General features: G+C 71.0%; 5 protein-coding genes. All 5 read right to left on the bottom strand.

Translation table 11 applies throughout. The features are described from left to right. Nucleotides 1–13: 13 nt before the first annotated feature. From ACZ4U4_RS00890 to ACZ4U4_RS00870, 5 genes are read right to left on the bottom strand one after another with little or no spacing between them, the layout of a single operon-like run. Entirely contained in the window at nt 14–1,174 is a 1,161-nt protein-coding gene (locus ACZ4U4_RS00890; RefSeq protein ID WP_467867993.1) for an acyl-CoA dehydrogenase family protein, read from the bottom strand. Nucleotides 1,175–1,220: 46 nt separating this feature from the next. Beyond that, a complete protein-coding gene (locus ACZ4U4_RS00885; protein WP_467867991.1) occupies nt 1,221–2,192 on the bottom strand; it encodes a 3-oxoacyl-[acyl-carrier-protein] synthase III C-terminal domain-containing protein in 972 nt (323 codons plus the stop codon). Next, on the bottom strand, nt 2,189–3,439 hold the full coding sequence (locus ACZ4U4_RS00880; RefSeq protein WP_467867989.1) for a cytochrome P450: 1,251 nt from the start codon (nt 3,437–3,439) through the stop codon (nt 2,189–2,191). The genes ACZ4U4_RS00885 and ACZ4U4_RS00880 overlap by 4 nt, the downstream gene beginning before the upstream one ends. A 20-nt stretch (nt 3,440–3,459) precedes the next feature. Next, nucleotides 3,460–4,278 (bottom strand): ABC transporter permease, encoded by an 819-nt coding sequence (locus tag ACZ4U4_RS00875; RefSeq protein WP_467867987.1) that lies wholly within the window; start codon nt 4,276–4,278, stop codon nt 3,460–3,462. Continuing rightward, a complete protein-coding gene (locus ACZ4U4_RS00870; RefSeq protein ID WP_467867985.1) occupies nt 4,275–16,091 on the bottom strand; it encodes an amino acid adenylation domain-containing protein in 11,817 nt (3,938 codons plus the stop codon). The genes ACZ4U4_RS00875 and ACZ4U4_RS00870 overlap by 4 nt, the downstream gene beginning before the upstream one ends. Nucleotides 16,092–16,217 lie beyond the last annotated feature (126 nt).

Below are 16,217 nucleotides of genomic sequence, written 5' to 3'. Positions count from 1 at the left end.
GGCCTCTCGTCTGCTACGCCGCGGTCGGCAGGCCCATGAGGCCGGCGATGATGGACCGCTGGATGTCCGAGGTGCCGCCGTAGATCGTGCCCGCGAGCACGTCCCGTACCTCGCGCTCGATGCCGTGTTCCTCGATGTAGCCGCGGGCACCGTGGATCTGCATGGCGTCGAGCGCGGTGGCCTTCAACCCCTCGCTGACGTAGAGCTTCAGCATGGACGCCTCCTGCATGGCGAGGCGGCCCTGGGCGCGCAGCCAGCCGACCTTGTAGAGCATCAACCGGGCCAGCTCCAGGCGGACCCGCATGTCGGCGACCTTGTGGGAGACGGACTGGAAAGCGCCGATGGGCTGCCCGAACTGACGGCGCCGGGACGCATAGGTGGCACAGCGGTCGGTGAGTCGGCTCATCACGCCGACCTGGCTGGCGAACATGAAGCCGCGCTCCCACTCCATGGTGGCGGTGAAGAGCTGGTACCCGGCTCCCTCCGCACCGAGGCGTTGGTCCTCGCCGACCACGCATCCGTCGAAGGTGATCTCACCCATCAGGGTGGAACGCAGCCCGGCCTTGGGGATGTCGCGGGTGGTCAGTCCTGCGGTCTCGGCCGGTACGACGAAGGCCGACAGCGCGCGCTGCGGGGCGACGCCGTCCCCACCGGTGCGGGCGAACACGACGAACAGGTCTGCCCGGGGACCGTTGCTGATGAACGTCTTCGTCCCCTGCAGTACATAGCCGTCGCCCTCGCGTACGGCGGTGGTGGTGACGGCGAGCATGTCGGAACCGGTCTCCGGCTCCGACAGGGCGTGCGCCCCGACCAGCGATCCGTCGCACAGCGCGGGGAGCCAGCGGCGGCGCTGCTCCTCGGTGCCGTGATCGGCGATGTAGACGGCGCAGGCGAAGAGGTGGTTGTTGATCGCGAAGACCAGGCCGTTGTCGGCGCATGCCTCGCCGAGCGCCTCATAGGCCATGATCGCGGTCAGGGGGTCCAGCCCGCCGCCTCCGTATTCCTTGGCGATCGGCCAGCCCAGGGCGCCGAATTCGGCACAGGCTTTCCAACCGATCTCGTCGAAGGTGGCATTGCGGTCGTGCTCGGCGGCGCGGGCACCGAGCTGATCGCGGGCGAACCGCACGACCTTCTCGCGCAACGCCCGTTGCTCCGGCGTGGGTGCGAAATCCATCAGTCTTCTCCGTGATCGTCGAGCGTGGTCCGAAACGGTGTGGAGCTCAGACCTCCCACAACGTCACCGCCCATGCGGCCACCTGGCTGTTGTTGAGTACGAGAACCAGGTCGCCCCGGTCCAGTTCGCCGGCGGCCAGCAGCGTGTTCAGGTTCAACACCACGTCGGCGGCGCCCAGGTGGCCGTACTCGGCGAGGTGCCGACCGCAGACGGGATGAATCGGAAAGCCCAACATCGTGGTGTAGAAGTCGTAGGAGGCGGCGGTGACGTTCTGCATCAGCGTGGCCTTGACCCGCTCCCGGCCCACCCCGGCGTCCGCGAGGACCTGCTCCACCATCGCGCCGAGGTGGCGCGAGCTGAGGGTGGCCAGCTGGAAGCGGTAACGCGAGACGTCCTGGCACACCTCACGCCACTCGTACCAGGGTGTCTGCTTGTAGTCGACGCGGAACAGGTCGTGGAAGCTGCCGTCGGTCTGCTGACGGTGGGCCCGCAGCACCGGGCGGCCGCCGCGGACCATGGTCATGGCGTACGCGCCATCGCCGACGACGGTGACGGGGAAGCGGATCCGGTCCACGCCGGTGGGACGGCTGGCGTGGGCGATGACGATCTGCTCACGGCCGGGATCGGCGAGCAGCAGGTCCCGGGCGAGCGCCCAGGCACTGCTGGAGCCGGTGCAGCCCAGTCCCTCGACGGTGAAGGCGAACGCGGAGTTCAGCTTGGCCTCGGTCTGCACGCGGCAGGCGTCCGAGCCCAGCAGCACGTCCGGTGCTCGGGGCGCTACCAGCAGCAGGGTGTCCGGCTCGCCAGGGTGCTCCTCGAAGAGTTCCCGGCAGGCACGGGCGGCGAGAGGGGCCTGCTCGGTCTCCTCGAACACACCGACCGTACGCACACCGCTGCCCCGGGCGAAGTCCGCCGTGGCGGGGTCCAGCATCGCGAATTCGGGCAGGTCCTCGATCGCGACCTTGGTGTCGGGCAGCAGACAGTGGATGGCACCGATACCGATGTCCGTGCTGTTCATGTGAGGCTCCCCTCCGCGCTCCGGTCGGCCGTGAGGGCGACCGGCAGCCCGCTGTATCCGCTGACGAAGTTGGAGAAGAGCCGCCGCGCCGGGCCCACCAGCCGGATCCCGGACACCTGGGTGCGCAGCGCGTCGAGCATCGCGTGGACGTGGACGCGGCCGAGGAACGCGCCGAGGCAGAAGTGCGGGCCGTGTCCGAAGGCGACGTGTTTGTTGGGTGTGCGCGCCAGATCGAAGACGTCCGGGTCGGTGAAGACGCGCTCGTCGAAGTTGGCCGAGCTGTTCCAGAGACTGATGACGTCGCCGGCCTCGATGGTCCGGTCGCGCAGCGGCACGTCCACCAGAGCACGCCGGCCGAAGTGCATGGCGGGGGTGGTCCAGCGCAGTACTTCCTCGGTGGCGGTGTCCACGCCCGCCTCACCGGACTTCAGCGCGCGCCACTGCTCGGGGTGCTCCGCCAGGGCGATCAGACCGCCGACCGAGGACATGCGGCTGGACTCGTCGCCGCCGAGGATCAGGCTGTAGCAATTGAAGACGATCTCGTCCTCGCTCAGTGGCTCGCCGTCCACGGTGGCCGTGGCGAGAGCACTGATGACGTCGTCCCCCGGGTGCCGTCGACGGCGGGCGGCCAGGGCGGAGAAGTACATCAGGATCTCGTTACGGGCGAGCCACTCCTCCATCTCGCTGTCGTCGGCGCTGTGCCGGGAGAGCGTCATGGTGTTCCAGGCGACGAGCTGCTCGCGGTCCTCCTGGGGGATGTCCATGAGGTCGCCGATGGTGTTGATGGGGATGTGATCGGCGATACCGGTGACGAAGTCCAGTTCCCCCTGGGTGACGGCCTCGGCAACCAGGTCCCGGGTACGCCGGTGGACGCCTGCCACCACCGGCTCCAGCACCCGTGGCGAGAAGGACTTGAGCATCAGGTTGCGGATTTCGCGGTGCCGGACGCCATCGGTGACGGCGAGCATCTTCCGCGAGGCCGAGTCCTCGCCCTGCAGCAGGGTGGCCAGGACGTTGCCCTGCTCAGAGGTGAATTGCTTGTTGTCCCGGTAGAGGGCGACGACGTCCTCGTAGGTGGAGATCACCCAGAATCCGGGGCCGCGCTCGGTGGGCCGGTGCCAATGGACGGGCCGCTCGGATCGGAACCTGCGCCACATGTCCGGCAGGTCCACGTCGAGGAAGGTCTGCGGATCGGTGAGGTCCACCGTCTGCAGGTCGTCCACGGTCTGTAGAGATTGAGGGGTCATGTGCGGTCTCTCTCCAGGGATCAGGCGCCCGCGGTGCGGTAGCGGCGGAGGCTGACCAGCGAGCACAGGGCGAGGATCAGCCCCAGCGACACAACGGTCACCAGCCCGGGGTGGGCGGCGGGAAAGGTGGTGCCCGGACTTGCGGGGTTGCCCCACAGCCGACGGCAGCAGGCGATCACCGCGCTGACGGGGTTCCAGTCCGCGATCGGCCGGATCAGCGACGGAATGTTCTGCGGGGCCAGGAAGGCGTTGGACAGGAAGGGCAGCACGATCACCACGAAGGGGGTGATGACGCTGATCGTCTCCACGTTGCGCAGGGTGAGCGCGAACAGCACGCCCAGCCACAGCATCGTGTAGACGAAAGCAGCGATCAGTGCGAAGCCGGTGAGCACGGACCCGGGCCCGGTGTGCGGCCGCCAGCCGAGGAGCAGCCCGGCGCCGGTGACGACGGCCAGCCCCAGCAGCCCGACCAGAAGATCGGCGAGGGTGTGGCCGAAGAGCACCGCCGACCGGCTGATCGGCAGTGAGCGGAACCGGTCGGTCATACCGCCGTGCAGGTCGAGCGCCACGGAGACCGCGGTCGGACCTACGCAGGCGAGGGCGACCTGCACGGCGCCGCCGGCGAAGACGTACTCCCCGTAGGTCCCGCCGGCCGGCAGCGTGATGGAGTCCCGGAACAGGTAGCCGAGCATCACCATGCTCACGAGCGGGCTGAGTGCCACTCCGAGGACCCGGGCGGGTGCCCGCCGCAGATGCCGCAGGCGGCGGCCGGTCACCGCGGCGACCTCGGTGAGGAGCGCCGTCGCGGGCGCGGAACGGGGCACGGCGGCAGTGGTCATGACCGGCCGCCCTCGTGTGCGGTGTGCCAGCGGGTCAGCTCGGCGGTGACGGCCGGACCGATCTCCTCGAGCGGTCCGCCGCTCATCATCTCGTCGTGGGTGCAGGCGACGTGGTGGACGTCCATCTCCCCGTCGAAGACCGGCTTCCACAGCCCGACCTTGTCGGCCTGCTCGCCGTCGGAGAGCGGGGACTCGGAGACGAAGAGCTGCATCCGCCCGTCATAACTCCCCGGCGCGTAAAGGGACTTCAGCGTCTGGTGGTGGGCCATCAGGTCCACCATGCGGGCCATGCGCCGCTCTCCCATCCGAGCCAGGGGGCTGTCGTCGCGGCGCAAGGTCTCGAAGATGTCCTGAACGGTCAGGTCGCGGTCGCCGTACTCGGATCGGTCGTGCCCTATGCCCTCCAGCAGCCAGGCGTAGAGCGACTGCTCCTCACGGTCGTCCGGAACCCCGGTGCGGGGGTAGGCGTCGAGTACGCAGAGCACACCGACCTCCTCGCCGGCGGCCCTGAGCTGGACGGCCATCTCGTAGGCGAGAGTGCCGCCGAACGACCAGCCGAGCAGGTGGTACGGGCCCTTCGGGCGCACCTCCCTGATCATCCGGATGTAGTCGGCGGCCATCTCCTCGACCGACCCGGGCAGGGGCGCGAAGTCCACCACGCAAGGGGCTTGGATGCCGTAGATCGGGTGCTCGGCACCGATGTGCCGGGCGAGTGGCAGGTACGGCAGGCTGAACCCGACGCCGCTGTGCACACAGAAGACCGGGGGGAGGTCACCGGTCGGCCTGATGCACAGCATCGCGCCGAACGGATCGGTCATGGCGTCCCGGGCCGGGGCGGCGAGTGCGTCGGCCATCGCGTCGGCGCCGGTGCGGTGCTCCGGCCCCGAGGCGTCGCCGAGCGGTCCGCCGCGGCAGACCTCGGCGAGGGCCGCCACGTTCTGGTGCACGAAGACGTCCGCGACGGTGAGTTCCAGTCCGGCGTTGCGTGCCCCGCTCACCAGCAGCAGCGACTTCATGCTGTCCATGCCGGCGTCGAAGACGCTCTGCTCCACACCGATCCGGGGCAGCCCCAGCACATCGGTGACGATGCCGTGCAGCACCGACTCGGTCTCGTCACGGGGCGGGGTCCCGGCGGGCTCCCGTGCCGCCTCCGGTGCGGGCAGCGCCGCACGCTGTACCCGTCCGTCGCCGGTCAGCGGCAGGGCATCGAGCACCACGAACGCGGAGGGCACCATGTGGTCGGGAAGGGCCGACGCCGCCGTCCTGGCCAAGGCGGTGGTGTCCACGGTCGCTCCGTCGGCGGCCACCACATACGCCACCAGCCGGACGTCGCCCGGACGGTCCTCGCGGGCCACGACTGCGACACGGTCCACCGATGCCGGGCGCTCCAGCGCCCACTCGATCTCGCGCAGCCCGACCCGGAAGCCGCGCACGCGCACCTGGTCATCGGTGCGGCCCACATACCTCAGCTCACCGTCGGCCCCCCACTTCACCAGGTCGCCGGTGCGGAACATCCGGGCGCCGGGCGGGCCGTAGGGGCATGACACGAAGTGACCGGCGGTCGTTGCGGGGTCGTCGGCGTAGCCGCGGGCCAGCCCGCCGCCGGCCAGGTACAGCTCGCCGGGCACCCCGGGGCCGACCGGTTGCAGCCAGGCGTCCAGGACGTATGCGCGCACGTTGCCGATGGGGCGGCCCAGCGGCAGGGTGCCACCGCCCGCCCCTTCACCGGGCTCGACGACCCGGGAGACGGCGCCGACGGTGGTCTCCGTCGGACCGAACTCCGTCACCACCCGCACACCGGGGTGGGCCTTGCGCCACTCGTTCAGCCGCTCGGCCGGCACCGGCTCGTCGGCCAGCACCAGTTCGCCCCGGGGCGAGCAGCTGTCGGGCAGTACCGCCAGCAGCGCCAGATGGCTCGGGGTGCCCTTGAGGAAGGCTGCTCCCCCGAGTGCCGTGGTGTCGTCCTCGGCGAGTTCGGCCGGCCGGACCGTACCGCCGGTCACCAGCGGCAGGAACAGCCCCGTGACGGAGACGTCGAAGGAGAGCGGTGTGGCCAGCAGGGAGCTCTGGCCGGCCTCGTGGTGCACGTCGCGTGCCCAGGTCAGATAGTTGACCACCGCGCGGTGCTCGACGACCACACCGCGCTGACGGCCGCCCGCTCCGGCGGTGTGGATGACGTAGGCCGGATGGGCCGGACGCAGCGGCTCGGCATGGTCGGCCGGGGTGAGCGCGGCCGCCGACGAGGCGTGGACCGCCGGCCCGTCCAGCACCACCGGGGTCGTCCCGGTGGCCAGCATCCGCCGGGCCAGACCGCTGGTGGTCACCACCCGCAGGGGCGCCGTCTCGGCGAACACCCGCTTGATCCGCTCCACCGGTTCGTCGGCCTCGACGGGGAGGTACGCCGCGCCGGACTTCAGCACGCCGAGCACCGCGACGACGGCCTCCGGCGACCGCGGCACGGCGAGTGCCACGACCGTCTCCGGACCCGCGCCGGCCTCGATCAGATGCCGGGCCAGCTGGTTGGAGCGGGCATCGAGCTCCGAGTAGGTGACCGAGCCGGACCCGGACATGACTGCGGTGGCGTCCGGGGTACGCGCCACCTGCGCGGCGAAGAGCTCGGGCAGCGTGGCGTCGGGGACCTCACGGGCGGTGTCGTTCCACGCCGTGAGCACGTGGGTGCGCTCGTCCTCGCCGAGCACGTTCAACCTGCTCAGCCGGGTGTCCGGGTCGGCGGCCACTGCCTGAAGCAGTCGAACGAACCCCGCGACCAGACGTTCGGCGGTGTCCCGGGTGAACAGGTCGGTGCGGTAGCCCAGCAGGCCCCGCATGGAGCCGTCTTCGGGCCACTTCAGCAGCTGGAGGGCGAGGTCTACCTTGATCCGTCCGGACTCGACGAAAGCGGGACGTGCCGTCAGACCGTCCAGCACCAGCGGTGCGTCCTCGTTGTTCTGCAGGGTCAGCATGACCTGGAACAGCGGGTGCCGGGCCAGCGAGCGCCGCGGGTTGAGCGCGTCCACGACCTGCTCGAAAGGCACATCCTGATGGGAGTAGGCGGCCAGGTCGGTCTCCCGGACGCGGGCCAGCAGCTCCGTGAACGCCGGGTCACCCGACGTGTCCGTCCGGAGCACCAGGGAGTTGACGAAGAAGCCGACCAGATCACTCAGCGCCTCGTCGGTGCGGCACGCGACCGAAGTCCCCACGGGGATGTCCGTGCCGGCGCCCAGCTTCGTGAGCAGGACGGCGAACGCGGCCTGCAGCACCATGAACTCGGTGGCGCCTGTCTGCCGGGCGAGGCTCACCAGGGTGGTGTGGAGCTCGGCGTCGAGTGCGAACATGACCTCTCCGCCGGCATCGCTGCTCACCGCCGGACGCGGGAAGTCGGTAGGGAGGGCCAGTTCGTCAGGGAGCCCGGTCAGCGACTCCTTCCAGTAGGTCAGCTGGCGGGAGAGCTGGCTTCCGGGGTCGTCCGCGGAGCCGAACAGTTCACGCTCCCAGACCGCGTAGTCCGCGTACTGGACCGGAAGCGGAGCCCATCCGGGGCCGTGGCCGGCGCACCTCGCCCGATAGGCGGTGGACAGGTCCCCGAGCAAGGGCGCCATGGACCAGCCGTCGAAGGCGATGTGGTGGAAGACCAGCAACAGGACGTGCTCGTCCTGACCGAGGCTGAACAGCCGTACCCGCAGCGGTGTTTCCCGCGTCAGGTCGAAGCCGAGGTCGTACTCGGCGTCCAGAGCGGCGGCCAGGCCGTCCTCCGACATGGCGCGTACCTTCAGCTCCGGCCCTCCGTCGGCGGCGTTCAGCACCTGAAGTGACGGCACGCCGTCCGTCTCCGGGATCACGGTCCGCAGGACCTCGTGGCGGGCGGCCACGTCGTACAGGGCGCTCTGCAGGGCGTCGGCGTTCAGCCGCCCGGTGAGCCGGAAGGTCATCGGCGAGTTGTAGGTTCCGGTATCGCGGCCCTCACGGCGGTTGAGGAACCACAGCCTCTGTTGGGCGAAGGACAGCGGCCGGACGCCCGCCGCGGGGGCCGGTGCCAGGGCAGGACGTGCCGCGTCGGCGGTGTCCAGCCACCCGGCCAGAGCGGCCGCGGTGCGGGCCTCGAACAGCGCGCGGATGGGCAGTTCCACACCGAGCGCCGAGCGGGCCCGGCTGACGAGCCTGGTGGCCAGCAGCGAGTGGCCCCCGATGGCGAAGAAGTCGTCGTCGACCCCGACCCGGTCCAGGCCGAGCACATCGGCGAAGAGGCCGCAGAGGATCTCCTCCGCGGGGTTGCGGGGCTCTCGTCCACGGGGTGCGGAGTGCGCGTTCGGCGCGGGCAGTGCCTTGCGGTCGAGTTTGCCCTGTGCGGTCAGTGGCAGCTCGGGCAGGGCTACGACCGCGGAGGGGACCATATGGTCAGGCAGTTGTCCGGCCAGCAGTTCGCGCAGCCCCTCCGCGGCGGCGTCCTTGTCGGCGAGCACGACATAGGCCACCAGCCTGCGGTCCCCGCTCTCGTCCTCCCGCACGGTGACCGCGGCCTGGGCCACGCCCTCCTGCGCGAGCAGCGCGGAGGAGACCTCACCGAGTTCGATCCGGAAGCCGCGCAGCTGGACCTGGTCGTCGGCCCTGCCGACGTAGTCGAGTTCGCCGTTGTCCAGGCGGCGGACCAGGTCGCCGGTGCGGTACATCCGCTCGCCGGGGGCGCCGTGGGGGTCGGCCACGAATCGCTGCGCGGTGAGGCCCGGGCGGGCCAGATAGCCGCGGGCGAGGCCGGCGGACACGTACAGCTCACCGGTCACGCCGACGGCCACGGGCGCCAGATCGTGGTCCAGGACGTAGGCGCGGTGCGCGGAGGTCGGGCGGCCGATCGGCGGCCGGCCCGTTCCGGACAGCGGGCCGGCCACGGTCGAGCTGACCACGGCCTCGGTCGGTCCGTAGCCGTTGTACAGCCGGACGCCGGAGGCCCAGCGCTCCACGACCTCGGCGGGCACGGCCTCACCGGCCACCGCGAGCCGGAGATCGGCGGGCAGCGTGCTGTCCTCGGGAAGTCCCCCCATCACCACCGGTGGCAGACCGGCCAGGTTGATCCGGTGCTTGTTGATGAGATCGACCAGTGGCCGGCCAGGGGTACGGCACTCCTCGTCGGCGATCACCAGGGTGCCGCCGTTGAGCAGCGCCAGCATGATCTCCCACACCGACGCGTCGAAGCTGAACGAGGCGAACTGCAACACCCGGGTGTCGCGGTCCAGCCCGAAGCGCTCGACGAGGCTCGCGACCATCGCCATCAGGCCCTCGTGCGCCACGGACACGCCCTTGGGCCGTCCCGTGGAGCCGGAGGTGTAGATGGCATAGGCGAGATGACGGACGGACAGCGGCGTACGGCGCTCGGTGTCGTCGAGGTCGTGGTCGCCGCCTGCTGCGAGGGCGCCGAGCGTGCCGGCGGCGTCGACGGCGACGATGTCCGGTGCCGTGTCCGGCAGCCGCGTCGCGAACTCGCTGGTGGTCAGCACAGCTGCGGGGCGTGCGTCGTCCAGCAGGTACGCGATGCGGTCCACCGGGTAGGCGACATCGACGGGGAGGTAGGCGGCACCGGCCTTGAGGACGGCGAAGGCGGTCACCACCATGGCGGCCGAGCGCGGGAGCGCCACCGCGACCAGGTCCTCGGGGCCGATCCCGCGACCGATCAGCAGTCGCGCCAACTGGTTGGACCGGGCGTTCAGTTCCGCGTAGGTGATCTGCTCGTCGCCGTCGGTGACCGCGATGGCGTCGGGCGTCGCCGCGGCGTGCTCCTCGAAGACCTCGACGGCGGTGCGCGACGGGGCCGGTGCGATCTCGCCGGCCCAGGTGCCGAGCAGGTGCCGACGCTCTTCGTCGCCCAGCGCGTCCACGGAACCCAGCGGTGCGCCGGGCGAGGCGACCAGTTCCTCCAGAACGTGCACGAAACGGCTCAGGACGGTGGCGATGTCCTGTGCGTCGAAGACGTCGGAGCGGTACTGCGCCTCCAGCCGCAGCCGCTCGCCGGGGAACACCCCGAGCGCCAGCGGGTATTCGGCGATGACCCGGGCCTGCCAGTTGAGCATCGTCAGGCCGGGTATGTGTGCGTGGATGCGGTCCAGCACGCCGCTCGGGTAGTTGTGGAAGCTCACCACTGTGTCGAACAGCTCGCCCATTCCGGCGAGTTGTTGCACCTCGGCGAGGCCCAGGTGCTGGTGGGGTTCGAGGGCGAGCTGACGGGACTGGAGATCGGTCAGCATCTCCTCAAGGGTGGTCTGCGGGGACAGCGTCACGCGCACGGGCAGGGTGTGCATGAAGGACCCGACCATCTGCTCCACGCCCGGCAGTTCGGCGGGGCGGCCCGAGACGACCGCACCGAACGTGACGTCCCGGCGGCCGGTCAGCCGCCCCAGAGCGACTGCCCAGGCCCCCTGAGCGATGGTGTTCATCGTCAGGCCGCGTGCGTGGGCCCAGGCGGTCAGTGCCTGCGTCAGGTCCTCGGAGAGCTCCGTGCTCCAGGTCTCGGGCAGCGAGTCGACCCGGGCCCGGTCGGGGGGACCGAGACGGGTCGGTTCGGTCACCGTCTCCAGTTCACGCCGCCACGCCGCCCGGGCCACCTCCTTGTCCTGGGCCCGGGCCCACTCCAGGTAGCCGCGTACGGAGGAGACCGGCGGCAGGGCCGAGGCGTCGGCCCCGTTGGACCACAGCGTGACCAGTTCCTGGGCGAGTACGGCCGACAGGGACCAGCCGTCGACGAGAATGTGATGGGCGGTCCACACCACGCGATGGCGCTCCGGACCGAGCCTGTAGACGGTGAACCGGGTCAGCGGGGCCTGTGCCGTGTCGAAGCGGCGCAGCCACTCCTCATCGGTCAGCCGCACCGTCTCGGACTGCCGGTCGTCGGCTGCGACACCGGTCAGGTCGACCTCGTGCCAGGGCAGTTCGACCGAGCCGGGAATCACCTGCACGGGATCGCCGGCGTGCCGATCCCGGAAGCAGGCCCGCAGCGCGTCGTTGCGCTCCAGCAGCGCGGTCGCCGCCCGGCGCAGCGCTGCCCGGTCCAGCGGTCCCTCGATGTCCATCAGGACCTGAAGGGTGTAGGCGTCCATGCCGTGCCGGTCGAACTCGGCCTGGAAGAGGAGACCACGCTGAAGGGGTGACAGCGGCAGGATGTCCGTCAGTTCGCCGATCTCGTGCTCGAAGACCTCGATCTCTCCCTGGTCCACGGCGACGAGCGGGAACTCCGACGGGGTACGGCCGCCCGCATCCGGCTGCCGGGCGTGCTCCGTCAGCAGGTCCAGGGCGCGGAACCAGCCCTCAGCGAGCTCCCGGACCTCGGCTTCGGTGAACAGCCCACCGGCGTATGTCCAGGTCACCGACAGTACGGGGCCTTCGGGGCGGTCCTCGGTGACCGGGACGACCTCGATCGGGTGGCGCAACGGTGTGTCGGGGTGAGCACTCTGGCCGGAGGCGCCGGACTCCATCTGCCAGGCTGATCCGGTGCCGGCCGTGAACCGGCCCAGGTAGTTGAAGCCGACCTGCGGGACCGGCTGCCTGGCCAACACGCGTGCGGTCTGCGTGTTGAGGTGCCGCAGCAGACCGTGGCCGAGCCCGTGACCCGGCACTGCGCGCAGTTGTTCCTTGACGGCCTTGAGAGCCCTGCCGCAGTCCGCCCCGGGGGCCGGGAGGCCGGACCGGCCGAGATCGCCGAGGTCCAGCGTCACCGGGTAGACGCTGGTGAACCAGCCGACGGTGCGGGAGAGGTCGGGCTCCCCCGGAATCGGCTCGCGGCCATGTCCTTCCCGCTCGATCACGGTTGCCCCGGCCGGGACGCCCCGGCTGCGGCGCCGCTCGGCCAGCGCCAGCGCCAGACCGGTCAGCAGCACCTCGTCGACCTCTGCGTGGAAGGTCGCAGGGACCGTGGTGAGGAGATGGGCGGTCTGCGCCGCGGACAACTCAAGGGTGATCTCGCCGGCGGTGGCGTAGGTGTCCCGGGCCGGGTCCAGGTCGCGTGTGCCGAGCGGTGGCTCGTCCGCGGCGGACTGGGCGGTCCACCAGGCCAGTTCACCTGCCCGACGGGCGGTGCGGGCCTCCTGTGACAGGGCCTTGGCCCACCCGCGGTAGGAGGTGGCGACGGGGGCGAGCTGCACGGGTCGGCCCTGCGTCACCTGATTCCACGCGGTCTCCAGGTCGGGCAGGAGGATGCGCCAGGAGACCCCGTCGACAGCCAGGTGATGGATGACGATGAGCAGGCGTCCCGGCCGGTCCGGTCCTGTGTCCAGGAGCACGGCCTGCATCATCAGCCCGTCCTGCGGCCGGAGCCTGCCGCGGGCGGCGGCGAGCTGGGCGGGCAACGGATCCTCCTCGACGCCGGCGACGTCGACTCGCCGGACGAGGTCCGCCGCGGTCACGGCGCCGACCGGCATCGATTCGAGGGACCACAGGCCGGGGGCCGGCACGGCCAGCCGCATCCGCAGTGCGTCGTGCGTGTCCAGCAACGCCTGTACGGCGGTCGTGAGCGGCTCGATGTCCATCCCGACGGGCACCGATACCGTCACGTACTGGCTGAATTCCCTGGTGGCTTCGGGCAGTTCGGCGAGTTCTTCGCGAAGCTGGTCCACGATCGGGGTCGGCTCGATCTCCCCGACGCCGTCCTGGGCAACCGCTGGTGCCATGTCGCCGACCGGCTGGGCGGCTGCCGCGATGCCCGCGGGAGTGCGGTGCAGAAAGACATCGCGGGAGGTGATGACCAGCCCGGCCTCGCGGGCCCGGCTCACCACCTGGATGGAGCTGATGCTGTCGCCGCCGAGGGCGAAGAAACTGTCGTGCCGGCCGACCGTGGGCAGCCCGAGCACCTGGGCCAGCACCTGCCCGATGAGCTGCTCCTCGCGACTGCCTGACGGCTCGGGAGCGGTGACGGGCGCGTGCGGTGCGGCCGCTGCGGCGAAGTCGGGCGTCGGCAGCGCCTTGCGGTCCACCTTGCCGTGCGCCGTCAGCGGCAGCCGGTCGAGCGCGACCAGCGCCGACGGCACCATGTAGCCGGGCAGGACCTGGGCGAGGCCGTCGCGTACCACCACGGTGTCGGGGGCGTCCCGCCCCGGCCCGTCCGCCGTGGTCAGCTCGGGCACGTAGTAGCCGACCAGCCGCTTCTGGCCGGTCTGGTCGGCGTTCGCGGTCACCACCACGTCCGAGACACCTGGCAGCGCGCGCAGCGCGGCCTCGACCTCGCCCAGCTCGATCCGGTGCCCGCGGATCTTGACCTGGTGGTCACGGCGCTCGATGAAGTCCAGCTGTCCGTCGTCACGCAGCACCACACGGTCGCCGGTGCGGTACATACGCGCGCCTCCACCGACGAACGGATCGGGCACGAAGGTGACCGCGGTGCGGCGCGGGTCGGCGAGGTAGCCGCGGCCCACACCGGCGCCGCCGATGAAGAGCTCGCCCGGCACACCCCGCGGAACCGGTCGTAGTTCGTCGCCCAGTACGTACAGTCGCGTGTTGCGCAGCGGACGGCCGATCGGGACGTAGACCCCGTCGAGAACGTCGCCCTCCCGGACGTAGGCGTGCGTCACGTCGTCCGAGCACTCGGTCGGGCCGTACATGTTGACCAGTGGGATCGCCGGGTAACGGGCGAACCAGCGGTCGCACAGCCCGGGGGCGAGTGCCTCCCCGTTGGAGATCATCCAACGCAAACCGGGCAGGCGCGGGGCGCGGCCGGCCGTGTCCCAGGCGTCGAGGGTGGCGCGGAGCAGAGAGGGGACGACCTCGAGCACGGTCAGGCCCTCGTCACCGATGACGCCGAACAGCTCGTCCGGATCGGCCGCGGTTTCCCGGCTCACCACCCGGGTCCGTCCACCGACCAGCAGCGTGGTCAGCGTCTGCCACACCGTGATGTCGAAGGTCACCGGCGCGTTGTGTACCAGGCTGTCCCCTCGGGTCAGCGAGAGTTCTTCGACCTTGGCCAGCAGATGGTTGATCATGCCGCCGCGCTGCACCATCGCGCCCTTGGGCTTGCCCGTGGACCCGGAGGTGAAGATGACGTACGCCAGGTCGGTGGGCCCGCCCATGACCGGGGCCAGATCGTCGGGGGTGTCCTCGGCACCGTCCAGGATCAGCAGGTCCGGTGCCCCTCCGGCCTCCGCGGCCAGCTGCCGGGCCAGTTCGCGGTTGGCCGGGTCCGCCACCAGACAGGTCGCCGCACTGTCCGCGAGCAGAGCGGCCAGCCGGGCGCGCGGTGCACGGGAGTCCAGCGGCAGGAAGGCCCGGCCGGAGCCCAGCACACCCAGCTCGGTGACGACGAACTCCCGTCCGGGCTCCACCAGTACGGCCACCAGGCCGCGCCCGGCGAGCCGGCGGGTGAGCGCGCTGGCCCGGCCGGTCAGCTGCGCGTAGGTCAGGCTGCCGGCATCGTCGGTCACGGCGAGGGCGTCCGGGCGCTCGGCCGCCCGTGCACGGACCCGCTCCACGACCCCGAGGTAAGACTCGGGCCGCTCGGGCCCCGTGAGGTCGCGGGCGAGCTGCTTCTGTTCGCCGGCCGCCAGCAGGTCGAGCGCGCCGAGCCGGTCGTCGGCGGATGCGGTCAGGAACCGGTCGAGCCAGCCGATGAAGCGCTGGAGATGGCCGCGGGCCTCGTCCTGGTCGTAGCGGCTCTCGTTGGCACTGAGGTCGACGCCGACGCCGGCTGCGCCCTTGTCCGCGACGGTGAACTCCAGATCGTCCACCAGGCCGGTGGACGGGCTTTGCAGGACGGCCTCGCAGGGGCCGATGGTCAGCTTCTCGATCTGCGGCATCATGTTGAGGAACGGCCCGAAGGGGCGCCGGTCGTCACTGGACAGGCCCATCGCGCGACGCACCTTGCTGACCCGGTGGCGCTGGTGTTTGAGAGCGCCGGTGATCTCCTTGTGCGCGGCGGCGAGCAGTTCGCCCCGGGTCGTCCGCGGGCCGGCCTGCAGACGGAGCGGCAGGTAGTTGACGACCATGCCGGGGATGTTCTGCAGAGTGCCCCCCACACGGGCGGTGACCGGCAGCGACAACATGATCTCGTCCGCCCCCGTCATCCGCTGGACGTACCCGCCCAGGGCAGCGACCAGTACGGTCTGCCAGGTCACGCGGGCGTCCCAGGCCACGGACCGCAGCCGGTCGGCCAGGTCGTCGGCGAGGACGGTGCGCTCCTGGAGGAAGGACTGGGCCGGATCGGCGTCGTGGCGGGCCAGCGTGACCGGTTCGGGGGCGTCGGCGAAGTGCTCCTCCCAGTAGGCCCGGTCGCGCTCCTGGCGGGGGGAGCCGTCGTAGGACGCCTCCGCCTCGATCAGCGTGCTCAGGGAGGCGAAGCGGCCCTCGTCCGTCGAGGTGCCCGCGGTCATGGCCTCGTAGATGGCGGCCAGTCGCTGCCAGTAGATGACGTAGCTGAAGCCGTCCGACACCAGGTGGTGGTTGAGCAGACAGAAGATCGTGCGGTCCGCGGCGAGGGTGAACACGCTGAACCGGAAAAGGGGGGCGTCGCCGCCGACCGTGAAGGGCACCCGCAGGTCCGCCCGGATGGCCTCGTCGGCAGCGGCCGAGGGGGAGGCGGCGCCGCTGACATCGGTGACGGTCAGCGGCAGCTCGGCGAGCTTCTCGACGACCTGACGGGGCTCCCCGTCGACCTCGAAGAAGCGTGCCCGCAGGCACTCCGACTCCTCGGCGAGCCGGGCCAGCGCCGCGACGAACCGATCGCGGTCGAGTGGCCCCTTGATGTCCCAATAGATCGCGGTGTTGTACGTGGCACCGCCGCCGGTGAGCTTCTCGTCGAACCAGATGTCCTTCTGGCCGGCGGTGAGCGGCAAGCCGGATGTCGGCACACGAGTCATTGCAATCCCCTCGGAATGTTCACCAGGTCCATTTGCCGCCGTCCCGGCCGTCACAACGGGTTCGCCGCTGGGCTTTCAAGGCAGGGGGCCACGCATGACGGGCTGCCCCGGCCCGGC

This window comes from Streptomyces sp. NPDC029159, from assembly GCF_055564055.1.
The sequence above is the reverse complement of the archived record's forward strand: the minus strand, read 5'-3'. Positions and strand labels throughout refer to the sequence as shown.

Bases quoted from the DNA above. Each gene is read 5' to 3' on its own strand.
- ACZ4U4_RS00890 (WP_467867993.1), bottom strand. From the start codon at position 1,174: ATGGATTTCGCACCCACGCCGGAGCAACGGGCGTTGCGCGAGAAGGTC.
- ACZ4U4_RS00885 (WP_467867991.1), bottom strand. From the start codon at position 2,192: ATGAACAGCACGGACATCGGTATCGGTGCCATCCACTGTCTGCTGCCC.
- ACZ4U4_RS00880 (WP_467867989.1), bottom strand. From the start codon at position 3,439: ATGACCCCTCAATCTCTACAGACCGTGGACGACCTGCAGACGGTGGAC.
- ACZ4U4_RS00875 (WP_467867987.1), bottom strand. From the start codon at position 4,278: ATGACCACTGCCGCCGTGCCCCGTTCCGCGCCCGCGACGGCGCTCCTC.